The sequence below is a fragment of the Winogradskyella endarachnes genome (genome assembly GCF_009741275.1).
In the GTDB taxonomy this organism is placed as follows: Bacteria; Bacteroidota; Bacteroidia; order Flavobacteriales; family Flavobacteriaceae; genus Winogradskyella; species Winogradskyella endarachnes.
Window position 1 is genome coordinate 191,202 of record NZ_WOWS01000003.1, and the last position, 24,289, is coordinate 215,490.

General features: G+C 33.9%; 19 protein-coding genes and 1 tRNA gene. 11 read left to right on the top strand and 9 right to left on the bottom strand.

The window, feature by feature from the left end:
* Nucleotides 1-15: 15 nt before the first annotated feature.
* Both GN138_RS09190 and GN138_RS09195 read left to right on the top strand, forming a co-directional pair.
* On the top strand, nucleotides 16-1,071 hold the full coding sequence (locus GN138_RS09190) for an NAD(P)/FAD-dependent oxidoreductase (protein ID WP_157363510.1): 1,056 nt from the start codon (nucleotides 16-18) through the stop codon (nucleotides 1,069-1,071).
* Entirely contained in the window at nucleotides 1,071-1,406 is a 336-nt protein-coding gene (locus GN138_RS09195; RefSeq protein ID WP_317162728.1) for a 2Fe-2S iron-sulfur cluster-binding family protein, read from the top strand. Before GN138_RS09190 ends, GN138_RS09195 begins: the two co-directional genes overlap by 1 nt.
* A gap of 54 nt (nucleotides 1,407-1,460) precedes the next feature.
* Here GN138_RS09195 and GN138_RS09200 read toward each other — a convergent pair whose 3' ends face one another.
* The 7 genes from GN138_RS09200 to GN138_RS09230 form a co-directional block, all read right to left on the bottom strand.
* Nucleotides 1,461-1,760: a thioredoxin-like domain-containing protein gene (locus GN138_RS09200; RefSeq protein ID WP_394366126.1), complete on the bottom strand. Its 300-nt coding sequence runs from the start codon at nucleotides 1,758-1,760 to the stop codon at nucleotides 1,461-1,463.
* Between the two features lie 234 nt (nucleotides 1,761-1,994).
* The gene (locus GN138_RS09205; RefSeq protein ID WP_157363511.1) at nucleotides 1,995-2,891 is read right to left on the bottom strand and encodes a metallophosphoesterase family protein; all 897 of its coding nucleotides are present in this window, start codon (nucleotides 2,889-2,891) and stop codon (nucleotides 1,995-1,997) included.
* 87 nt (nucleotides 2,892-2,978) lie between these two features.
* A complete protein-coding gene (locus GN138_RS09210; RefSeq protein ID WP_157363512.1) occupies nucleotides 2,979-6,428 on the bottom strand; it encodes a hypothetical protein in 3,450 nt (1,149 codons plus the stop codon).
* 130 nt (nucleotides 6,429-6,558) lie between these two features.
* Entirely contained in the window at nucleotides 6,559-7,737 is a 1,179-nt protein-coding gene (locus tag GN138_RS09215) for an acyl-CoA dehydrogenase family protein (protein WP_157363513.1), read from the bottom strand.
* A gap of 111 nt (nucleotides 7,738-7,848) precedes the next feature.
* Complete coding sequence (locus GN138_RS09220) at nucleotides 7,849-8,565, bottom strand: tRNA1(Val) (adenine(37)-N6)-methyltransferase (protein WP_157363514.1); 717 nt, start codon at nucleotides 8,563-8,565, stop codon at nucleotides 7,849-7,851.
* Nucleotides 8,565-9,095, bottom strand: a complete 531-nt coding sequence (gene rimM, locus GN138_RS09225; RefSeq protein WP_157363515.1) for a ribosome maturation factor RimM — start codon at nucleotides 9,093-9,095, stop codon at nucleotides 8,565-8,567. Before rimM ends, GN138_RS09220 begins: the two co-directional genes overlap by 1 nt.
* 175 nt (nucleotides 9,096-9,270) lie before the next feature.
* Nucleotides 9,271-9,765: a 30S ribosomal protein S16 gene (locus GN138_RS09230; RefSeq protein WP_157363516.1), complete on the bottom strand. Its 495-nt coding sequence runs from the start codon at nucleotides 9,763-9,765 to the stop codon at nucleotides 9,271-9,273.
* Nucleotides 9,766-9,972: 207 nt separating this feature from the next.
* Here GN138_RS09230 and GN138_RS09235 point away from each other — a divergent pair, with 207 nt between their 5' ends.
* The 3 genes from GN138_RS09235 (at nucleotide 9,973) to dnaE (ending at nucleotide 16,528) form a co-directional block, all read left to right on the top strand.
* Entirely contained in the window at nucleotides 9,973-11,298 is a 1,326-nt protein-coding gene (locus GN138_RS09235; RefSeq protein WP_157363517.1) for a DUF6252 family protein, read from the top strand.
* A gap of 194 nt (nucleotides 11,299-11,492) precedes the next feature.
* The gene (locus GN138_RS09240) at nucleotides 11,493-11,942 is read left to right on the top strand and encodes a ferritin-like domain-containing protein (protein ID WP_157363968.1); all 450 of its coding nucleotides are present in this window, start codon (nucleotides 11,493-11,495) and stop codon (nucleotides 11,940-11,942) included.
* Nucleotides 11,943-12,142: 200 nt separating this feature from the next.
* A complete protein-coding gene (dnaE, locus tag GN138_RS09245) occupies nucleotides 12,143-16,528 on the top strand; it encodes a DNA polymerase III subunit alpha (RefSeq protein ID WP_157363518.1) in 4,386 nt (1,461 codons plus the stop codon).
* Nucleotides 16,529-16,640: 112 nt separating this feature from the next.
* Here dnaE and GN138_RS09250 read toward each other — a convergent pair whose 3' ends face one another.
* Complete coding sequence (locus GN138_RS09250) at nucleotides 16,641-18,209, bottom strand: hypothetical protein (RefSeq protein WP_157363519.1); 1,569 nt, start codon at nucleotides 18,207-18,209, stop codon at nucleotides 16,641-16,643.
* A 370-nt stretch (nucleotides 18,210-18,579) separates the two neighbouring features.
* Between GN138_RS09250 and trxA the strand changes: the two genes are divergently transcribed.
* From trxA to GN138_RS16165, 6 genes are all read left to right on the top strand, one after another.
* Nucleotides 18,580-18,897, top strand: coding sequence for a thioredoxin (gene trxA / locus GN138_RS09255; protein WP_157363520.1), 318 nt, complete (start codon nucleotides 18,580-18,582; stop codon nucleotides 18,895-18,897).
* Between the two features lie 253 nt (nucleotides 18,898-19,150).
* Nucleotides 19,151-20,080 carry a DUF58 domain-containing protein gene (locus GN138_RS09260; RefSeq protein WP_157363521.1) on the top strand — a complete coding sequence of 310 codons (930 nt, stop codon included), beginning with the start codon at nucleotides 19,151-19,153 and terminating at the stop codon, nucleotides 20,078-20,080.
* 66 nt (nucleotides 20,081-20,146) lie between these two features.
* Nucleotides 20,147-20,220: transfer RNA gene (locus GN138_RS09265), tRNA-Asp, on the top strand.
* A 229-nt stretch (nucleotides 20,221-20,449) separates the two neighbouring features.
* On the top strand, nucleotides 20,450-21,679 hold the full coding sequence (locus GN138_RS09270) for a site-specific integrase (RefSeq protein WP_157363522.1): 1,230 nt from the start codon (nucleotides 20,450-20,452) through the stop codon (nucleotides 21,677-21,679).
* Nucleotides 21,680-21,776: 97 nt separating this feature from the next.
* Nucleotides 21,777-21,983, top strand: coding sequence for a phage integrase SAM-like domain-containing protein (locus tag GN138_RS16160; RefSeq protein WP_394366127.1), 207 nt, complete (start codon nucleotides 21,777-21,779; stop codon nucleotides 21,981-21,983).
* A gap of 139 nt (nucleotides 21,984-22,122) precedes the next feature.
* Complete coding sequence (locus tag GN138_RS16165) at nucleotides 22,123-22,290, top strand: site-specific integrase (RefSeq protein ID WP_231743059.1); 168 nt, start codon at nucleotides 22,123-22,125, stop codon at nucleotides 22,288-22,290.
* A gap of 129 nt (nucleotides 22,291-22,419) precedes the next feature.
* On the opposite strand, the gene GN138_RS09280 is transcribed toward GN138_RS16165, so the two are convergent.
* Nucleotides 22,420-23,670: an IS256 family transposase gene (locus GN138_RS09280; protein ID WP_157363523.1), complete on the bottom strand. Its 1,251-nt coding sequence runs from the start codon at nucleotides 23,668-23,670 to the stop codon at nucleotides 22,420-22,422.
* Between the last annotated feature and the right edge of the window lie 619 nt (nucleotides 23,671-24,289).

Genomic DNA, 24,289 nt, shown 5'->3' on the forward strand with positions numbered 1-24,289 from the left:
TCCAATTTAGCATCTATGATTACAACAGATATTCTTATTATTGGCGCAGGTCCTACCGGACTTTTTACAGTTTTTGAAGCTGGATTATTAAAGTTAAAATGTCATTTAATTGATGCACTTCCGCAAGCAGGTGGTCAATGTACAGAGTTATATCCTAAAAAGCCTATTTATGATATTCCTGCATATCCAGAGATTCTTGCAGGTGATTTAACCGACAAACTTTTAGAGCAATGTAAACAGTTTGAGCCAGGTTTTACCTTAGGCGAGCGAGCAGAAACTATAGAAAAACAAGAAGATGGCAGTTTTATTGTAACAACAAATAAAGGAACAGAACATAAGGCTCCGGTAGTTGCAATTGCAGGTGGTTTAGGAAGTTTTGAGCCAAGAAAACCTTTACTAGATAATATTACAGACTTTGAAGATAAAGGCGTTGAGTATATGATTAAAGAACCTGAAATGTATCGCAATAAAAATGTGGTTATTGCAGGTGGAGGAGATTCAGCTTTAGATTGGAGTATTTTTTTAAGTGATATTGCAAAGAGTGTTACACTAATTCATAGAAGAAATGAATTTAGAGGGCATTTAGATTCTGTAGAAAAGGTACAAGAATTAAAAAATTTAGGTAAAATTAACCTAATTACACCTGCTGAAATAACAGCTATAAATGGTAATGAAAAAGTTGAAAGTGTTGAGGTAACTAAAAAAGACGAAAGTCCAATTTTAGTTAAAACCGATCATTTTATTCCCCTTTTTGGTTTATCTCCAAAACTAGGACCGATTGCAAATTGGGGATTAGAGATTGAGAAAAATGCCATTAAAGTAAACAATGCTTTAGATTACCAAACTAATATTCCTGGTATATACGCTATTGGAGATGTGAATACCTATCCAGGGAAGTTAAAGTTAATCCTTTGTGGTTTTCACGAAGCAACATTAATGTGTCAATCGGCATATCAGATTATTAATCCAGGGAAACGTTTTGTCTTAAAATATACTACGGTTGCAGGTGTTAATGGATTTGATGGTACACGAAAAGAAGCGCCAAAAGCTGTTGTAAAAGCAATAAACTAGTGGAGAATCTAGATATAAATATAACTATCATTGATAGAGATGGTGTAAAACATAACGTTGCAGCACCAACAGATATGGCAATGAATTTAATGGAGGTTGTGCGCTCTTATGAGTTAGCGCCAGAAGGTACAATTGGTGTTTGTGGAGGTATGGCAATGTGTGCGTCTTGCCAATGTTATGTTTTAAGCGATACTGAATTGCCAGAAATGCAAGATGATGAAGAAGCTATGCTTTCTGAAGCATTTGATGTAAAGGAAAATTCTAGGTTAGGATGCCAAATACAATTAACACCAGAAATGGAAGGTTTACAGGTGGAGTTGGCACCTGAGTCTTAAATTCATTTAAACACAGAAATCTCTTAGTGAATTAAGAATTATAAAGTTCAAAATTTATTCATTTTTAAAATTTGTAGCTTCAATAAATTCCAAAGCCTTTTTAAATCTATTTGATTTATGAAGTATGTCTCCTTTATTATTTACAACCAAATACGTTGGAAATAACTGTATTTCTAAATCTTTATATAGCGACTTATCGGAGCCAAACTGGTTGTAATTTACCCAGTTATGCTCATGGGTTTCTAAATAGGCTTTCCACTTACTTTTACTTCGGTCTATAGACATACCTATAACTTCAATGTTCTTGTTTTTAGTATAATCTGCATGTTTTGCAATCACCTGGTGGTCTTTAATGCACGGCGCACATTCTAAATATCAAAAGTCTAAAATATAAATCTTGTCATCTTCTAATGTTATTTTGGTTTGTTCACCAGTAGTTGTATTAAATGTATATTCTGAAAAATATATCGTCGATACAGTAGGTATTTCAGACTTCATGTTTATAAAACACATTAGAAAAAAAAGACTCATATTTAAATAGCTCATAGGATTTTTTCAATTTTAGAAATTACTGTTTTTCTTAATAGATTACTCCGTTTTATAATCCGCCAATTTTGTTGGACCTTCTAATAAAAAGCGGTCAATTTTTAAATTACCATCTTCTGAGGTGATTACCTGCCACTTAATTAAGGAGATGGCTCCGTTTTCAATTTCAAGACCTGTAATACTTCGTGGGTGCACACAACTACCATCATTAAAATAAGCGATATCTCCAGGTTCAGGGAAACGTGGCCGATGTGTGTGGCCTACAATTGTAATTAGATTTTTGTTTTCGGTTATCCAGTGTTTAGTTCGTTTTTCAATTTTAATAAGTTCGGTGTAATTTTTAGCTGGACTTGTAGGATCTGCGATTCCCATAACATTTAGTGGTTTCCATAAGATACGCACCATAAATCGACTCCATTTCCAGAATAGAAAATTCCACCAATCGGCTTGGTGTCCATGGGTTAAAAATAATTCTTGTTTGGTGTCCGCATGTTCTAAAACAATAGCCTCATTATAAGTTATTCCGCAAAATAAATCTTCGTTATTTCCAGTTTTTGGGTCAAAAAAAGTGGTGAGATGTTTTTCTACGTATTTTGGATCACGATACACCATATCGTGGTTTCCCCAAATCATGTGCAGTCTATCTTCATCATGAAACTGCTTCATCAGCATAAATACATTTTTGTGCGCGTAGAAAATAGATTGAAATGATAGGTTTTCCCATAACTCATCACCATCACCCAGTTCGCAGTAATCAAAACCTTCAGAATAATAATGTCTTAAGGCATGGTAATAAATATTTCTATTATTTGCAAAATCATCTGCAAAACTATTATCTCCTCTATGGCAATCGCTAAATAATATAAATTTAGAATTATCATTAAATGATATGCGTTTAGCATTTTTATATGCACGATCTAATCTGGTTTTTGAAGACATAAAGTAAATTTAAACAAAAAATGCTTCCTGTTTAGTGGAAGCATTTTTAATTTGAATAATGTTAATAATAAAAATTAGACTATCACATTATTTTTTATAAAGAGGATCTACACCAATAGTACCTACTAATTGATTTAAATAGTCTGGAGATTTAACATTGTCACATAACGCTTTAGTTGTTTTTAAACGTTCGTTTAATTGCATGTCTTCCACTAATATATCATTACGAGAATCGTTAATAAAAGCTTCTAAATATTTTATCTGAGAACTATAATACGCAATATCTTTTTCCTGTTTTAAAGCTAATCTTTCTTTATACCAATCTGCATTAACAACATATGATCTATCAAAATATTTTCTTAACTCTGGGTCGCTAATAGATTTACCTTCATAGTGTCCGTAAGCCATTATATTAAGAAGTATTTTTAGAGGCGGAATAGCGGCATCAATGCTACCATCTTCAAAATAGTTTAAGGCCACTTTTTGTTGTGCTTCAACTATATTATTAATACCGTCTACAAAATCTTCTAAATTCTGTAATTCTGGTTTCAGCATATGTTTATTAAATACAGCTGTAGGTTCATCAAATAGTCTATTTAGACATAATAGTGAGAATTTTTTAGTAATTCTATAACCTAATCTACTTGCAAGTACTTTTTCTCCGTTGTGCTCAAAATCTTCAAGTTTTTCTAAAGACCCATTGGCAATTAAATTTTTAGGATCTCTATCCTCTGGAGCCATTCTGGCCCAGATTTCTGGAATTAGTAAACTAATATCATGGTCAATTTTATTTTCTGCACCAACGTATCCTGCAGCTGTACTAAACCCATTAGATTCTGTTAAAATATGAGAAAGTAAGGCATTGTTTAAATCGGTAGTTGGCGTTAACATGTTAAATGGAGCCTTTGTTAAAGCGCCTTCTGATCCAGCACCTGTAGTAGATGGTGATTTACCGGTTAAACTACAAATAAAGTCCATAAATAATTCTGGAGTTTCTTGATAATGAATTGGATTATAAACGGCCAATGGTCTAATGCCAGCTTCTTTATCTGCAGGATTATTTCTTCTACCAGGTAGTACTGCGTTTACCACATGTATAACTGGGTCTTCTGGTTTTATTCTTCGGCATAAGCGTACACCAATATCAGATATATAAGTGGCTTCGGTTTCGTTATAGAATTTATTAGGCTCTAAATAACGTGGGTTTTTTGTAGGTTCACCATTAACAATCCTTGGATGAGATGGTAAAACAAATTGAACCTGGTCATCATCAGCGTCAATTATTTCTTTTATAAAATCTTTAACCGGTTGGGTGTACTTATCATAGTTTATGGTGTCTTCATAGATAGCAATAGCGTCTTCTTTAGTTAACAATTCATAGTTAGTTAAAAATCTACCATCTGTAATTATATCTAGTTCGGCTAGTTTATCATAACCTCTAACGATTGCTTCATCTGGTCTTTGAAATAGATGTGCTTCGCAATTGGTTAATACCTTTACACTTTTGTTTGAGTATTCTGGATTTAAGTTTTTAAATTGTTCTCGAGGCAAAGTAATAGAGGCCGTAATATCATCTTCCGTTTGAATTTTTTCACTTGCAGAAAAATCTGAACGTAATTTATTTAACATCCAATTACCTTCTTCATTAAATCCAATGCGCACATAACTACCAACAACAGGTGTGTGATTATAGATTAGTGACGTTCCTTTTGCACCATTTATATATTCTACAGACATCATGTCTTTCCAGTTAAGGTTAGCGCCATGTGCTTGTCTAAATAATCGTTTTACAAATAGCACTAAAGAACGTATATGTACTGGGATATTATTTAAAAATTCGTTAAACTCATCTGAGTTTTCATCGTTAGGAGTTAACAATTTTACAACAGAACCTAATGTTCTTTTTTCACTTAAAAAAGATCGAGATTTTGGTCTGTTAGGATCCTTAATTTTCCATCTGGTAGAATAGTCAAACTCTATAATTTCATCTGCTTTCTTAAAATCCTCGTCGATATTATGAATGTTGAATGCACTATAAGTAATTGCATTTTGCATAGATTTTGAAATCTCAGATTTACCACCACCAGAAACTGTACATGGTTTGTGGCAAAAAACGCCTTCTGGGTACGTTTCTACAATGCGCCATAAATCTATAGACTTATGTTTTTCTAATCTCAATTTGTTTCCTGATGGATGGATGTAAGTTTTAAACGGCGATAATGTTAATTTTTGTTCCTTACCTTTATAATTCCAAGTTATACTATTAGTAGCTGTATTAAAGTATGAGGATTCTGGAATATAAACGATGTTAGGATAATTTTTATCTACTGCGTAATTTTCTGGTTTAACGTCAATTCTGTCTCCAATTAAATTTTTAACGTCTTCAAAAGTATGATTTAAGCCATAATATGTAGCATAATCTTTACTGTCTACAGTTTCTCCCATAACACGTCTAGCATAAGCAATTGCACCACCAGCATGTTCTTCTTCTGCTAAACCATATAAGTTAGCAGAATAACTAATTTGTGTTTTTATTTCTTTTTTAGAATAGCCAAAATAATTGTCAGCAATTAATGTAACAACAACTCCTCTTTCGTCTCTACATGTAATTTTAAAAGCGCCACCGTCATTATAAAGTTCATTTTCATTAGTCCAGCACATGCCATCTTTTTTCTGGCGATCTGTAGCGTCATCAAAATGAGGTAGTCCTAAATCTTTCTTTTTAAGAGTTAAAAGTTGAGGTGCTAACACAATGCAACCTGTATGGCCTGTCCAGTGTTCTGGGTCTAATGCGGAATCATTATGTGCTAAATTTGGATCACCTGCATTGCCAAATATAGACTCAACAAAATCTAAATTACTTACTAATGATCCTGGTGCAAAAAAGCGAACTTCTAAAGATTTTTGAGATATTACTCCTTTAACTTCTGGGCATACAACAGGTCTTAACAACATAGAAACCATTGTTTCTGCTTTAGACTCTTGGTTTGCTGTAAAAGGAAGTGTTTTTAAGTCCTTTGAGGGATTAAAAGCAGCGTGTAAAAAATGAGCTAATACTACCTTTGGAACTTCCTTTTTATCTAAGGGAACAGGCAGCGTACCTTCTACAATATGAAAAGTTCCTTTTGTTGTTCTCTTGTCATGTAAAGGGTTGTTTAATATACCTTGCTTTAGTCGCTTAGAGGTAATTAATTCACTTTCAAAAGACGTGCCATCTGGTGGTAAACTGGCTTCTCTAGCTTGTCCTTTTCTAGATAATATTAAAGTATTGTTTGGAAGTACAAATGATTTGTCTATACTTACCTCCTTTAAATAGTCGTCTATAAAATTTTGAATTCTAGCATCTGCTGGGCAAAGATGGGTTGCTAATAGTCTAGATTTTTCTCGTAAACTTCTTATTAAACCTTGTGATAGTAATTCAAATTCTGAATCACAGAATTTTTCTTCGCTATCCTCTGCATCTTTAAAGATGGGTTGTCCTATTGAGGCTAATTGTAAATTGATGAATTGAATAAGCTCCTGTCGTGTATATTCCATGCTTGATAATATTAGTTCAATGCAAATTTAGAATACAACAGAATGAAAAAAGCTGTCAAAAATCAGTTAATGAAAAATAAAAAAGGCCTACATTAACCACGTAAGCCCTCAAATTGGAGTTTAATATTGTTTATTTAAAAGCATTTAAGCCTGTAATATCTAAACCTGTGATTAGTAAATGAATATCATGTGTACCTTCATAAGTTATTACACTTTCAAGGTTCATAGAATGACGCATAATAGAATATTCACCAGAAATTCCCATGCCACCAAGCATTTGTCTCGCTTCTCTTGCTATATTAATAGCCATTTCAACATTATTACGTTTTGCCATAGAAATTTGTGCAGACGTTGCTGTACCTGCCTCGCGCATTACACCTAGTCTCCAGGCTAGCAATTGTGCTTTTGTGATTTCCGTAATCATTTCGGCTAATTTTTTTTGTTGTAGCTGAAATTGTCCAATAGGTTTTCCAAACTGTAGACGTTCTTTACTGTAACGTAATGCAGTATCATAACAATCCATAGCTGCTCCAATGGCGCCCCAAGCAATACCAAAACGTGCCGAATCTAAACAACCCAATGGTGCGCCTAATCCAGATTTTTTAGGTAATAAATTTTCTTTGGGCACTTTTACGTTATCAAAAATTAGCTCGCCAGTTGCACTTGCTCTTAGTGACCATTTATTATGCGTTTCTGGTGTAGAAAAACCTTCCATACCACGTTCTACAATTAAACCGTGTATACGTCCTTCTTCATTTTTAGCCCATACTACGGCTATATTACAAAAAGGCGCATTAGAAATCCACATTTTTGCACCATTTAAAAGATAATGGTCACCCATATCTTTAAAATTTGTTACCATACCTCCAGGATTTGAACCATAATCTGGTTCTGTTAATCCAAATGAACCAATCCATTCGCCAGATGCTAATTTAGGCAAGTATTTTTGGCGTTGCTCTTCGTTTCCGTATTTCCATATAGGATACATTACTAAAGACGACTGTACCGAAGCCGTACTTCTTACGCCAGAATCGCCACGCTCTATTTCTTGCATTATTAAGCCATATGAAATTTGATCTAAACCAGCACCTCCATATTCTTCAGGTATGTAAGGGCCAAAAGCGCCTATTTCTGCCAAACCTTTAACAATTTGATTCGGGAATTCTGCTTTTTGAGCATATTCTTCAATTATGGGAGAGACATCACGTTTTACCCATTCTCTAGCAGCATCTCTAACTAATTTGTGCTCTTCTGTTAGTAATTCATCAAGATTATAATAATCTGGTGCTTCGAATAAATCTGGTTTCATTCTAATGTTGGTATTTATAGCTTCTAATTTTAAGAATTTATCAAAATAGAAGAGGTTATTTTATAACTTTAACAAAAATAACGAAATCGTATGCATTGCCCAACAATAGAATTACATTTTCAGATAAAAATCTTTGGTTAAATTTATGTAGTCTTCTGAGTATTGGTGACGTGAGGTTTCTATAATTAATTCTGAAGTTTCAATTTCAGTTTTTGTAAAAGAAAATTCTATTAAACTTCGTTTTATTTCTGAATTAGGATTGCCTTTAATATGAAGAATACGTTTAGGATGTAAACCAGATTCTAATGCTAATGCTGTAAATTTGATTTCTTCTTTTACAGGAATTACAACAGAAAACAAACCGTCTTTAGATAACAAATTGGCAACCGCAAAAATTAAATGCTCAAAAGGCATAGCATCATTAAAACGAGCTAAGTCTCTAGATGTGTTTTTAGTTTTATAATCCTCGGTATAAAATGGTGGATTACAAATAATTAAATCAAATTTATCATCTATTTCTTCAACAAATTCTAAAAGAGATGCATGATAACAAAAAAGACGATCTGCCCAAGGTGAGTTTTCAAAATTCTGAGCACATTGCTCAAAAGCAGCAGCATCTATTTCTATGGCTTCAATGTTCTGGGCAAAACTTCGTTGTGCAATCATTAAAGCTAAAATACCAGTTCCAGAACCAATATCTAGTACAGAAAAAGGATTATGTTTTATTGATGTCCATGCACCAAGTAAAACGCCATCTGTACCAATTTTCATAGCACATTGGTCTTGGTTAATTGAGAATTCTTTGAATTTAAACGGAAGTGAACTCATTATTCTTCTAGGTACAAATCTATCAATCCTTCGGGCGTATTAACTTCTATGGTTTTATTTTCTCGGTCTACTTTAACAATAAATTCATCATTCATAGGTATTAAGATTTCAACACCATCTCTGTCAATTTCAAATAAGGATTGCGCTGTAGAATCGTTAATTCCTGTGATAACACCTACATCTCCAAAGTTTTTATCTTTAATAGTAAAACCAATTACTTCATGAAAATAAAACTTATTACCTTCAAGCTTAGGTAATAATTCTAAGGGTAAATATAAATCTGATTTTAGTAATGCGTCTGCATCAGCTTCATCATTTACATCTTCAAATTTTAAACGCAGTAAATCTGATTTATGTAATTGCGAAGATTCTATAAAGAATGGTACTAAATTTCCTCTCAGGTCAATAAAAATGGCATCTAGATTATCGTACAAATTGGGTTCGTCAGTATCTAGTTTAGCTAATAGTTCTCCTTTAAAACTATATTTCTTAACTATTTTGCCTAAGTAAAAGCAGTCTTCTTTTTTCATTACAAATCTTGGATTTGTTGTTCTCGCCAAAGCGGTAAACTTATAATTGTTAATTCAATTCTTAATGTGAGCCTCATTTTTATGAAGATTATGACATGAAATCAATATGGAATTTTACATCATAAAAAAACCCAGACTGTTAAAGTCTGGGTTTAAAAGTATAAAAAATAATTTTTTATTCTTCCTCGTTAGAAGCTGTTTCTTCAGCTACTTCTTCTACAACAGGAGCTGCTGCAGCTATACGAGCTTCATTTACAGCTTTCTCAGCTTCTAATGCTTTAGCTTTTGCTTCTGCATCTGCTTTAGATAATCCTTCAGCTTTCGCTGCAATTTTTGCTGCTTTTTCTTCTAACCAAGCATTAAATTTTTCTTCTGCTTGCTCTTCAGTTAAAGCACCTTTTCTAACACCACCAGCTAAATGATTTTTTAACATAGCACCTTTATAAGATAAAATTGCTTTTGCTGTGTCAGTTGGTTGTGCGCCATTTTGTAACCATGTTACGGCACCATCAACGTCTAATTCAATAGTTGCAGGATTTGTGTTTGGGTTGTAAGCTCCTAATTTTTCAAGGTATTTACCATCTCTTTTTGCGCGAGAATCCGCTGCTACGATCCAGTAATAAGGTTTTCCTTTTTTACCGTGTCTTTGTAATCTAATTTTTACAGGCATAATAATTAATTAGTGAGGTTCTCGACCTCTGTTATTAATGAGGGCGCAAATATACTATAATTTTAGCAAATACAATATTTTAAATACATTTTAACTAAAAGAACCTCTTTTTAACTAAAAGAAAAAATCAATTTATGCTCTATATAAAAAAATATTATACATTTGGGTTTCTCGTTTCAACATTTTTGAATAAAGACCAATTTACACATGAAGAAAATAATCCTCTTATCTCTTGTTTTTTTAACCGTATTTAGCTGTGGTGATGAAGTAGAATTTAATTCACCTGCTTTTCAAGGTGATCGTGAAAACGAATTATGGCGAGCATCATCATTTTCTGCGTCGATTGATACTAATGGTTTTTTAACAATTACTGGTTCTAATAATTACGAAACTGTAAACCTTAATGTTCCTACGGTTTCGGAAAATACTTTTGTAGTAGGTGAGGTTGATTTAATGGAGGCTGAATATATTGATGCTTTTGGAGAAGTTTATTCTACTAATAATACACCCGATGAAAGTGTTTCAGTTTATCCAGAACTAGGAGAGATTGTTATTAGTGAAATAGATATGGTAAATAAAACATTTACAGGAACCTATAGGTTTTTGGCATTTGATGAGGATGGCTTAAGTTCTATTGGTTTTACAAATGGCATCTTTTATAAAGTACCTTTAATTTCTGGAGATATTCCTACAAACCCAATTGTTTGTGCAGATGTTGAAGATTTAGCTAGTGATGCGTTAATTGCATATGAGGCTACCTTTTCACCTAGTTTAGATTTTGTAAGTAGTGAAGATTTTGCAACAGCTTGTGCTAACTATATGGATGCATTATATACTCAGCAAGGTTATTGTGGTGATCCTGATGGAGCCATTCAAGCTTTAATTGATGAGTTGGGCGATTGTACTTTGCCTTGTGAATATGCAACTGCCAACGTAGAAGAAGCTCTTTCTCAATATTCAACAGCTACTATTGGTAATTTTAATGAAAAGTGTGCACAGTATGCCCAATACTTACAAGATGAAATTGATATTTGTGGTGATAGCGATGGTAGTCTACAAATAAAAATCGATGAATTAGATTGTGGTGATGATGATAGTGATAGTGTGCCAAATGTGTTTGAAGACTTTAACGGTAATGAGGATTTTGAAGATGATGATACAGATGGTGATGGTGTTCCTAATTATTTAGATAATGATGATGATGGTGATGGTGTTTTAACTGAATATGAAGCGGTTGATGAAGACGGAAATCCAGCTGATACAGATGGCGATGGCGACGTTGATTATTTAGATGATGATGATGATGGTGACGGTATTTTAACTATTTACGAAAATGCAGACCCAAATGGCGATGGAAATTTAGATGATGCAGTTGATACAGACGGTGATGGTGTGCCAGATTATTTAGATAATGATGATGATGGTGATGGTATTTTAACTATAGACGAAAATGCAGACCCAAATGGTGATGGAAATCCGGATGATGCAGTTGATGCAGATAGTGATGGTGTGCCAGACTATTTACAAGCTTAAAACAATGTTAAATATTTATAAAAAGCTTTACTCATTAGAGTAGGGCTTTTTTTTGTTAAAGACTTTTCAAACCTTTGTTAAAGATGTTAATTCATTCGCTATAGGCTTATATAATATGTATATTGAATTCACAAGATGTTAAACAATACGCATCAGAAAACAATGGTATTGAAATTAAAATGATAAAAGATAGAATGAAGTATTCAGAAGAAATTTCAAATAAGTTAAACGAATTATTAATTAAAAATTACGATGCCGAAAAAGGATATCTTAATGCTATTGATAATGTAGATAGCGACCGATTGAAAATGTATTTTAAGCGTAGAGCTTCAGAACGAAGTGATTTCGCTAAAGAATTAAGGCTAGAAATATTAAGGTATGGAGAAATACCGGAAGAAACAGGTAGTTTAAAAGGAACTTTACACCGTAACTGGATGAGTTTAAAATCTACATTCAGCTCAAACAATGAAGAGTCTATTTTAGAAGAGGCTATTAGAGGTGAAGAAGCAAGTATAGATGTGTATAATGATTTGTTGCAAGAACGACATTTACCACCATCTATCGATAGCTTATTAATTAAGCATAAAAATGCAATTCAAGCCGCTATTAATACAGAAAAAGTACACGAAGAATTAGTGTCATAAAACGCAATAGATTTAATTAAAAAAGTCAGCTTATTAGGCTGGCTTTTTTTATGTTTAAAACTCTTCATAAATTCATTGCAGATGAGTTAAAATTCTACGTAATTTTATATGCTATTTTATTTTGAAGCGCTGAACTTGCTTCAGTATCTGGTTTTTAGGTCGTTATAGAGCCTTAAGCCTTAAATTTTTAACGCAACAATATGTACTTAATATTCGATACAGAAACCACAGGATTACCAAAACGTTGGGATGCACCAATTACAGATACAGATAATTGGCCAAGATGTATACAAATTGCATGGCAATTGCATGATGGTATGGGTAATTGTATTGAGCATCAAGACTATTTGGTACAGCCAGAAGGTTTCAACATCCCTTATGATGCTGAGAAAATTCATGGTATTTCTACAGAATTAGCTCAAGAACAAGGTGTACCATTGGCAGAAGTTTTAGAGAAATTTAATATTGCTTTATCAAAAACTAAATTTGTGGTAGGGCAAAATGTTAAGTTCGATTTAAATATTATGGGTGCCGAATTTGTTCGTGAAAACGTTACAAATCCATTACAAGAATTACCTGTGTTAGATACTTGTACAGAGCACACAGCAGAATTATGTCAGATACCAGGAGGACGTTACGGAAAATTTAAATTACCAACCTTAACGGAATTACACGAGTATTTATTTAATCAACCATTTGCAGAAGCGCATAACGCCACTGCAGATGTTGAAGCGACCACACGTTGTTTTTTAGAGTTAATAAGACGTAAGCAGTATACCAAAGAACAGTTAGATGTTGAGCCAGATTATTTTGAAAACTACACACAAGAGAATCCTGCAGAGATTCAATTAATAGGTTTAAAACATGTTAATCTTAAACAGGAAAGTGCTAAAATCAATGCGCGACTTCAAAAAGAGCAAGCTGAATCTACACCAACAGTTTTAGATAAAGAAGCAGCCTCACAAATAAAAGATGTTGATTTTGCCCATTTGCATAACCACTCGCAATATTCCATTTTACAATCTACTATTAGTGTTAAGGATTTAGTAGCTGCAGCAGCTAGAGAAAATATGCCTGCCGTTGCTATGACGGACCATGGTAATATGATGGGTGCCTTTCACTTTGTAAGTGCGGTTTCTGGTCATAACAAAAAAGTAAAAGCGCAACATAAAGAAGCAGAAGAAGCTGGTTTAGAAAAGAAAGGTAAAATTATTAAACCAATTATAGGTTGTGAGTTTTTTGTGTGCGAAAACCATGCAGACAAAACCCGAAAAGACAATGGGTACCAAATTGTATTAATGGCCAAAAATAAAAATGGCTATCATAATTTGGCAAAATTATCCTCAGCAGCCTTTACAGACGGTTTTTATTATGTGCCTAGAGTAGATAAAAAACTCATTGAGCAATACAAAGAAGATTTAATTTGTTTAACGGGAAACCTTTATGGTGAAGTGCCAAGCAAGGTACTTAATGTTGGTGAAAACCAAGCAGAAGAAGCGTTGTTATGGTGGAAAGAAACATTTCAAGATGATTTATATATCGAAATCATGCGCCATAATCAAGAGGATGAAAACCGTGTGAATCCTGTGTTAATTCAGTTTTCAAAAAAGCATAATGTTAAGTTGGTGGCAACCAATAACACCTATTACGTTGACCAAGAAAATGCCAATGCGCACGATATTTTACTCTGTGTAAAAGATGGCGAAAAGCAAGCCACACCAATTGGACGTGGACGTGGTTACCGTTATGGTTTACCTAATCAGGAATACTATTTTAAGTCTTCAGAAGAGATGAAGGCGTTGTTTAGAGATGTGCCTGAAGCGATTGTAAATATTCAAGAAGTTGTTGATAAAATTGAACCTTATGAGTTAGCAAGAGATGTATTATTACCTGCTTTTGATATTCCTGAAGAATTCAAGCACAAAGAAGACGAAGTGGATGGCGGAAAACGAGGTGAAAATGCATTTTTAAGACATTTAACATACAAAGGTGCCAAGATTAGATATGGTGATATTACACCAGAAATAGAAGAACGTCTTGATTTTGAGTTAAACGTTATTGAAAAAACAGGGTATCCAGGTTACTTCTTAATTGTTGAAGATTTTATTCGCGAAGCCAGAAACATGGATGTTTCCGTTGGTCCTGGTCGTGGATCTGCAGCAGGTTCAGTGGTTGCTTATTGTTTATGGATTACCAATATAGACCCAATAAAATACGATTTACTTTTTGAGCGTTTCTTAAATCCGGATCGTGTAAGTATGCCAGATATCGATATTGATTTTGATGATGAAGGTAGAGGTCGTGTTATGGATTATGTCATTGAAAAATATGGTGCTAACCAAGTTGCGCAGATTATTACTTACGGAACAATGGCAGCTAAATCCTCTATCAGAGATACAGCCAGAGTTTTAGATTTACCATTAAATGAAGCGGATCGTATAGCAAAATTAATTCCGTTAATGTCTAAACTCGGAAAGATTTTTGGTTTAGATGAAAAGGAACTTGCTAAAAAATTTAGAGCCGAGGATTTAGAAAAAATTAATGAACTATTAAATATTTCAGATGGTGACGACTTACAAGCCGAAACTATTAACCAAGCCAGAATTTTAGAAGGTTCGGTAAGAAATACTGGTATCCATGCGTGTGGTGTAATTATTACGCCAGGTGATATTACTAATTATGTTCCGGTATCCTTGGCAAAGGATTCCGATTTATACGTGACCCAATTTGATAACTCAGTAGTAGAAAGTGCTGGTTTATTGAAGATGGATTTCTTAGGATTAAAAACCTTAACCTTAATTAAAGATACGGTTAAGATTGTAAAAGCGAGACATAATATTACTTTAGATCCAGAGAATTTTCCTTTAGATGATGTAAAAACCTATGAGTTATTTCAACGTGGAGAAACGGTTGGTGTGTTTCAATATGAATCGCCTGGGATGCAAAAACACATGAAGAATCTTAAACCTACGGTTTTCGATGATTTAATTGCTATGAATGCCTTGTATCGTCCTGGTCCAATGGAATATATTCCAAGCTTTATTGCGCGTAAACACGGTGATGAAGAGATTGTGTACGATTTGCCAGAAATGGAAGAATACCTCAAGGAAACTTATGGTATTACGGTTTACCAAGAGCAAGTAATGCTCCTGTCTCAAAAACTTGCAGATTTCACCAAAGGTGAAGCCGATGTTTTGAGAAAAGCGATGGGTAAAAAGCAAATTGCGGTTTTAGATAAAATGAAACCAAAATTTATTGAGCAAGCAGGAGCAAAAGGATTAGATAAAACCAAACTAGAAAAAATCTGGAAGGATTGGGAAGCCTTTGCAAGTTACGCCTTTAATAAATCGCACTCCACTTGTTATGCATGGATTGCATACCAAACAGCCTACTTAAAAGCGCATTATCCTGCAGAATATATGGCAGCCGTTTTATCTAATAACATGAATGATATTAAATCCGTAACCTTCTTTATGGAAGAGTGTAAACGGATGCGATTACCTGTGTTAGGACCAGATGTTAATGAAAGTTTTTACAAGTTTTCGGTAAACAAAGATAATGCGGTACGGTTTGGAATGGGAGCCATAAAAGGCGTTGGTCATGGTGCTGTACAAACCATTGTAGATAATAGAAAGGAAGGTGGGAACTACAAATCTATTTTTGATTTGGCTAAGCGGATTGATTTAAGAGCTGCAAATAAAAAGGCTTTTGAGGGTTTAGCTAATGCAGGTGGATTTGATTGCTGGCCAGAAACCCATAGAGCCCAATATTTCGCTCACGATGGTGATGGTATAACCTTTTTAGAGAAAGCTGTAAAATATGGAGCCAAACATCAGGAAAATGAAAATTCGGCTCAAGTAAGTTTGTTTGGTGAAGCTAGCGATGTACAAATTGCAGAACCAACTGTTCCACCATGCGAAGATTGGGGAACTATGGAAAAACTATCACGAGAACGCGACGTGGTTGGTATATACATATCGGGTCATCCTTTAGATGATTTTAAAACCGAAATGAAAACCTTTTGTAACGGAACTGTAGGCTTATTTAATGATTTAGAAGCTATTGTAAATAAAGAGGTGACTTTTGGTGGTGTAGTAACAGATGTGCAACATCGTGTGAGCAAACAAGGTAAAGGTTGGGCAATATTTACCATTGAAGACTACAGTGATAGTTTTGAATTTAGAATTTTTGGTGAAGACTACTTAAAGTTTAGACACTTTTTTGTTATTAATTCATTTGTGTATGTACGGGCTTTTGTTCGGGAAGGATGGGTAAACAGAGACACAGGTAAAAAAGGTGATCCAAGAATTCAGTTTAATAATTTTCAGTTATTGCATGATGTTATGGATACTTATGCTAAGAAGTTATCTATTCAGCTTAATATAAGGGATTTAGAGAGGGATAAGATTTCAGTTTTATACGATTTAATTAAGTTCCATGAAGGCAATCAAACTTTAAATTTTGTGGTGTATGATAATGCTGAAAAAATTAAAGTACAAATGCCAAGTAGAAAAAATAAAGTCAAAATTTCTCAAGAATTATTGAATAGTTTATCAGATAATAATGTGATGTATAAATTGAATTAAACAAAATCTTTAGTTAATATAAACGCTTTAAAATCATATTTATCTAAAACAAAAAGCAACTAATTAAAGTTGCTTTTTTATTACTATTTATTTTTAATTTAACATGTTCAAGTTATTTGGAAACAGCCAATTCATTACAGAATTTAACCAAGTCTTCAACGGTGTTTTTAAACTGTTTATTATTCACTTTTTCAACAAGTTCTGGGTGTCCTTCAGCTAATTTAGCAAGATTTTTATTAAACCCAAAAACATAAGATTTTGATAACGTAGATGTTCCTGTGTCACTATTTGGTGTTACAATTACAGGTTCTTCTTCCTTAAAAAGGTAAAGGTTAATAGTGTCAGATTCAACTAAAACCTTACATAATTTTTCTTGTGTAGCATTGAGTGCCTCTTTACTCGTAGTTGTTTCTTTAAAATCTATATTTTTATAATGTGTGCCATCAACAAAAAGGACTTCGTTTAGTTCTTTAGCACTTTTAACTTCTGTGCCAATTGGTGTGCCGTTATCTGCATATCTTACAATATTCATTTTATAGGCAATGTTTTTAATGTCTTTAGTATCCAAATCTACTAAAGTGGTATCATTAGTTTTAGACACTAAGTACGCTTTAATTAATTCTAAATTTAGAGATGAAGACACTTCTGGTTTTGTAATTGTAGGTTTTTCTACAATATGGCTTAAATCTTCAGTAAGGACTTCAAAGTGTCTAGTGTTTGTGTTGTTAGCGTTAAATCTTTCTATTAACTGGTCTGCTATTCTTATAAAATATTTACCATCAGATTTATCGTAGTCATTATCAATTAATTTTTGTGCATATATTTTAGTTTCTTCAGGCATGTCTAGATAATAGTACATTTTCGCCATGTTATAAAAACTCGCATATCTCATTTTTGCATCTTTCTTTTTTGTGCCATTATATTTAGAGACTAAGCTAGTAAAGTAATCCATAATTGGCGCTAATTCAGTTTTTAATTCATCTACTGATTCGTTAGATTTCATTTTAGAAAAAGCTGTTTTCATAGCTTCAAAAGCTTCTATATGTTTTTGGTATTCAGGATGTTTTTTCTTGCCTAAAATCCAAAAATGTTCACTCCTTTTATTAGTAATTTGATAGCCGTAAATAGTATTTAAATTATAATTTATAGAATTCAATATCGCTTTTTGGTGGTCAGATGAATATGTGTTTCTTAAGTTATTACGGTTGTTATTGTAATAATCTTGCGCAGCTCTATAGGTTTTAAAATCTCTACTTTGGTAGTTGTCTTTTTCTGAAAAGTCATTTTGATAATCGTTTTCAATATTTTCAGAATTACTAACTGCTATACTAGCTGATGACGTATAAGTAACATGAATTTTATATGTATAACTTGTAGAAACTACGTTGCCATCATCATCTTTTTTTTCGTGTTTGGTCTTTTTTATTTCAACATCGCCAACATTGGTTCCATTAAATCTATAATTAATATCTAAAGTTCCATTTTTATTAACTCTAGAAAAACCAGATAATGAAATTGCTCTTTTATTAGTAGAGAATGTTCGTTTTAGATTATTTAAAATTGGATGTGTTGGTAATTTTACATAAGATACATTAAAGTATTCTCTGTCTAAGTTTGCACCTTGAGAAAAAGACAACGCGTAGGTAAAGAGGATGAGAGTGAGTGTTAAAATGTTTTTCATGAGTAGGATTTTGTTCAATCAATTGATAAACAAATATATTCATAATTATTAATTGGACTAAAATCTATGTTTACAGGTGCTAATGGTTTGGTTGTCTATCAAATACATCAGGTGCTTAACCGGTAATTTGTTGTTAAATATTAATAATATCGTCATTCTATTGAATAAATAATGACGTTTTTTGGTTTTAGAACATTCGTTTAATGTTTACTGCGATTATATTTTTAAGAATGTAATAAGCCTAGAAAATGTATCTATAGTCAAATCCAATACGGTCATTGTAAGGTTTGCGGAATATTTTGACTAATTTTGTACTTCTATCAGTTGAGTGATAGTAAAAAAGGAAGTACAATACAAAATAATAAATATTATGGCATTAGAAATAACAGATGCAAACTTTGAAGAAACAGTATTAAAAAGTGATAAGCCTGTAATGGTTGATTTCTGGGCTGCTTGGTGTGGGCCATGTCGTATGGTTGGACCTATCATTGATGAAATCAGTACAGAATACGATGGTAAAGCTGTAGTTGGAAAAGTTGATGTTGATGCAAACCAAGAATTTGCAGCAAAATATGGTGTAAGAAACATCCCAACAGTTTTAATTTTCCAGAACGGAGAAGTTGTTGGTCGCCAAGTTGGTGTTGCGCCTAAAAATGCATATTCAGACGCAATTGACGCATTATTATAGTCTGAAAATAAAATTAGTTTCTAAAAGAAATGATAAAAGGTTTGCCAATATGGTGAACCTTTTTTAGTTTGGACGTGATTAGGTTTTTAGTTAGTAATCTTCAGTATTCAGTCACTAGTAATTTACATTGTTGTGTTAGAAGTAGTTTAAGTAATTGAAGGCTAATTTAAAAAACTAAAAAATAGTTTTTTTGTGCGTAACAAATAAACAAAATTAGCTAGTTCTTTCTTTTAAAGAAGGCTAAGTAGGACTTATGAATTTACAACAAGAACTAAATAAAACAGGTGGTTTTAAAAACCTAGAACTATTAGCAAAACAAGTAGTAGAAGGCTTCATTGCTGGTATGCATAAAAGTCCCTTTCATGGGTTTTCTGCCGAGTTTGCAGAACATAAGGTTTATAATCCGGGAGAAAGTACAAAGCATATAGATTGGAAACTATACGCAAGAACTGATCGTTTATATACCAAACGATATGACGAAGAAACTAATTTACGTTGCCACCTCATTGTAGATAACAGTACGTCTATGCATTATCCTGAAACGGCTGGTACTACATTAGATAATTTAAATAAAATTGCCTTTTCTGCTCTGGCAAGTGCATCGCTAATGCATATTCTTAAAAAGCAACGCGATGCGGTAGGTTTAAGTATTTACAGTGATACTTATGATTTTTATGCACCAGAGAAAGGTAGTGAGCGTCACCACCAAATGTTATTACATCAATTAAGTGAAGCTGTTGTTTCTAAACAAGATACCAAGACTACTGAAACGTATAAATATTTGCATCAAATTGCAGAAAAGATGCATCGTAGATCACTAATATTTTTGTTCACAGATATGTTTCAAACCTCCGAAGATGACGAAAAACTTTTTGAAGCACTCCGTCATTTAAAGCACAATAAGCATGAAGTGGTTTTATTTCATGTATTTGATAAGAAAAAAGAACTCTCTTTTGATTTTGACAATAGGCCAAAACGATTTATCGATGTTGAGACAGGAGACCACATTAATTTGTACGCAGATAACGTAAAAGAAACTTATGAAAATGCTGTAAAAGAATACTTTACTGACCTAAAAATTAAATGTGGACAATATAGAATTAAGTATGTTGAAGCCGATATTACTGCAGGTTTTGATAACATTTTAACGACTTATATGTTAGAGCGACAAAAATTTATTTAGATTTTTTTCAGTTTTTGTTTGTCAAATTAAAAATGCAGTGTATATTTGCACTCGCAATTAAGCAACGGTCTGGTAGTTCAGTTGGTTAGAATGTCGCCCTGTCACGGCGAAGGTCGCGGGTTCGAGTCCCGTCCAGACCGCTAAATGGGAAGTCAAAATCCCTCAAAACCTTGTAAATCCTATGATTTACAAGGTTTTATAATTTTAGGCCAATCATTTAATTTGATGTGATTTGCTTTTAATTGTTCACAAATCGTCAACATATCTTTTTTTGGAATAAAAATGTTGACAGATTATGTATCTTACTCATAATTAGTATAGTTGATTTGACTTTCGTCCATCGATGTTTAACCATTAAAGACGACAACCATGCGCACTTCATCAACATTTTCTATCCTGTTCTGGATATATGTAACCCGTAAAGTAAATAACAAAACCAATATCTATCTGAGATTGACCTTGAATGGTCAACGTGTCAACATAAGTCTAAAACGAAAAGTGGATGTTGACACTTGGAATTCGAAAACTCAGCGCGCAAGCGGTTCGGGAAAGATTGCAAAGAATCTTAACATATATCTTAATAATGTTCAGGCAAATATTTATAAGATTTACGAAGGTCTAAAGTCTGAAGAAACTCCATTTACCGTTGAGACTCTAAAAGAAAAATTTCTTGGAGAATCCAAAAAACATTTTTCATTCCAAAATCTTATTAATTATCACAACGAAAAGATGCGGCACAAGCTGCACAGAAATACATTAGGGCACTATAAAACTAGTCAACGTTATATGTTATCCTTTATCCTATCCGAGTATGGGAAAACCGATATCAATCTAAATACTTTAAATCACGAATTTATAATAGGCTTTGAAAGCTATTTAAGAAACTATATCCCAAAAACTGGTCAAAAGCCGATAGGGAATAACACAGCTATGAAGCATATTAAACGTTTAAGGCGAATGGTCACACTGGCGTATCGGATGGAATGGATGGAAAGAGACCCGTTCGTTAATTTTAAAGTTAAAATACAAAAGAAGGAGAGAGAATTCCTTACCGCTGATGAGTTAGAAAGTATTGAGAAACTACAATCTATAATCGAGAGACTGATAGTAGTTCGCGACATATTTATTTTCAGCTGTTATACTGGAATATCTTATAGTGATGTACAAAGTCTAACTAGTTCGAATATTGTTGTTGGAATCGACTCTAAACTTTGGATTATGGCAGATAGAGTTAAAACCGGCACCCCTTTTAAAATACCAATTCTCCCTAAAGCCCTAACTCTAATTGAAAAGTACAAAGACCATCCGAGAACTATAAATTGTGGAAGCCTTTTACCCAAACTATCGAATCAGAAATTAAATAGCTATCTAAAAGAAATCGCCGATTTATGTAGTATTAAAAAGAATTTGACCTTTCACATGGCTAGACATACTTTTGCAACTACGGTAACACTCAGTAATGGTGTACCCATTGAAACTGTATCAAAATTACTAGGGCATACAAAATTGGCCACTACTCAAATTTATGCAAGAGTTGTTGAGAAAAAGGTGAGTGAAGATATGGGTAAGCTAGAATTATTATTACTTGAAAAAAAATAATCCATGCAACCTGAAGAGTTACCTTTTTATTGATTTCTAATTTTAATCCAAATTAAAAAATTTCACAATTGTCCTACTTAAATTTATAATCGCCCCAATTTCCTGTTCAGATTGTAGCCTTTCCTACATTTTTAGGGAAGGCTACATTGATTTTGAAAACTACCTGACCAATGTCTGGCCAGTTGACCATCCGCGCGCAATTAGTAAAAAGACCATAATGAAGCACATCCAGCATCTACGCAAGATGATAACGCTTGCTTATCATTTAACTGTTACACTGGTATTAGCTATGTGGATATTATGAATCTTACCTCAAAAATGTGATAAAAGGTATTGACGGTGCTAACTGGATAGTTACTCAACACCAAAAGACCAAGTCCTCGGTAAAAGTACCACTGCTAACTAAAGCAGAACAAATCATTGAGAAATATGAAAATCGCCCGATGACAACAGTTACCTCGTCACTTTTAGCTATAATTACGAATGAAAAGTTGAATGCTCATCTTAAGGAGGTAGCCAATCATGTAGGTATAAATAAAAATCTAACCTTTTACATGGCACGGCACACCTTTGCAACTACAATTACACTTAGTAATGGAGTACCAATATAAACTGTATCGAAGCTTTTAGGTCATAGTAAATGCAACTACCCAGATTTATGCAAGAGTATTGAAGCATAAGGTAAGTTCGGATATGGCGGCATTAAAAAAAAAGCTCAAATTGCCAAAAGGGTCTGTAAATTAAACTCTGTCCGTTGATTCAATTCCTTTGGGGCTAGCCCCAAAGGAATTGGCGTTTAATTCCAGTGGTATCCGCTCCCCAAATTTAATATAAAGTTGTTGAACGCTAAGGCTCCAATTGTGCAAAGGGCTTGTCCATTTCTTCTCGATGTTTTTTGTTGCCAGATATACCAGTTTCAATAGGGCCATATCGTTCGTGAAGGCACCCTTGGTCTTGGTGACCTTGCGTACTTGGCGGTGGAACCCCTCCACGGCATTGGTGGTATAGATGATCTTCCTGATGGGCTCGGTGTACTGAAAGTACTGCGACAGTTGCTCCCAATTACGCTGCCAGCTCTCGATGACCACAGGGTATTTTCCTCCCCATTTTTCTTCCAGGCCCAATAGTCCGTCCTCGGCCACTTCCTTGCTCGTGGCCCGATAGACAAGTTTCAAATCGCGCATGAACTCCTTTTGATCTTTGGAGGCAACGTACTTCAACGAATTCCTTATCTGGTGTACGATGCAGAGCTGTACCTGTGCCTTGGGGAACACGCTCAATATCGCATCGGTAAGGCCCCTAAGGTTATCGGTACAGGCGATAAGGATATCCTTTAGGCCACGGTTTACCTGAAGCCAAAAGTTGGCGCCCTCGCTCTCGGATATGTACATGCCCAATATTTCCTTGTAGCCTTCTTTGTTGATACCGAGGATATTGTACAGGGCCTTGTGCTCGATCTTACCCTCCACTTTGACCTTGTAGTGCATGGCATCGAGCCATACGATACAGTACATCGGCTCTAATGGGCGGTTTTGCCATGCCTTTACATCAGGGATGATCTTATCGGTTATCTGGCTCAGAACGGTATGGGAGATATCGGTATCGTACATCTCCTTGATATGCGAAGAGATATCGCGGTAACTCATACCAAGGCCATAAAGGCCTATGATCTTGTCCGAAAGGTTATCGGCTAAAATAGTTTGTCGCTTTTTTACCAATTCCGGTTCAAAACTGCTTTGCCTGTCCTGGGGAGTTTCGATATCGAAAGTGCCAAAACCGCTTTTAATGGTCTTTTTGCCCTTGCCGTTGCGCTTATTGCCGACACTACGCTCCGAATCGTCCAAATGACCTTCCATCTCTGCATCAAGCGCCTTCTCGATTACATTTTTAAGCATCGGGGCAAAGGCCCTGTCCTTGCCGAAAAGGTTCTTGCCCGACATGAACTGGTCAAGTACCTTTTTCTCGAATTCTGTTTGTTCTTCTTTTCTCATAATCCTGTCTGAATAAAATTAATACTTAAATTTATTTCAGACAGAGTTCAGTTTACACCCTCTGCCAAAAATAGAAAACGACTCGAAAGCCATTTAAAATAAAATCTCTTACATTACAACGTGATTTCGGTAAATCTTTTCTTTACGCTTAAAAGGTACTATTTTGGCATTGGCGTTTCTTCAACTAAATTAGGAAGATTTTAACCTAAGCAGTTGTTTCGAGGAAAATACTTCAAACATAAACTATAAAATACTCCCTTTTTTTTTAAATGCACTCAATCTTTTTTTCTAAACAATTTACATAGCCTCTAGGTACTTTGTTCATAAGATAATTGTCAATTTATATTTTTCAATTTCAAATAATTTAGAATATTTCAAAAATATCCTATACTTTACCAAGATAAAAAGTTAATAAATTCTATGATCAATAAACGATATTGGATATTTCCCTGGTACATCGTCTATGGCTCTTCTTTTTTCATAGGGGTATTAGCTGCCGTACCCAAGATACTGAGGTCAAACTCTTCCCATTTCACTTTACTTTACATAGTGCCATCTGAAAGTTTTAGCGTCTTTTTGTCGGCATTATTAACTTCTCTAATGATATGGGCAGTAAACC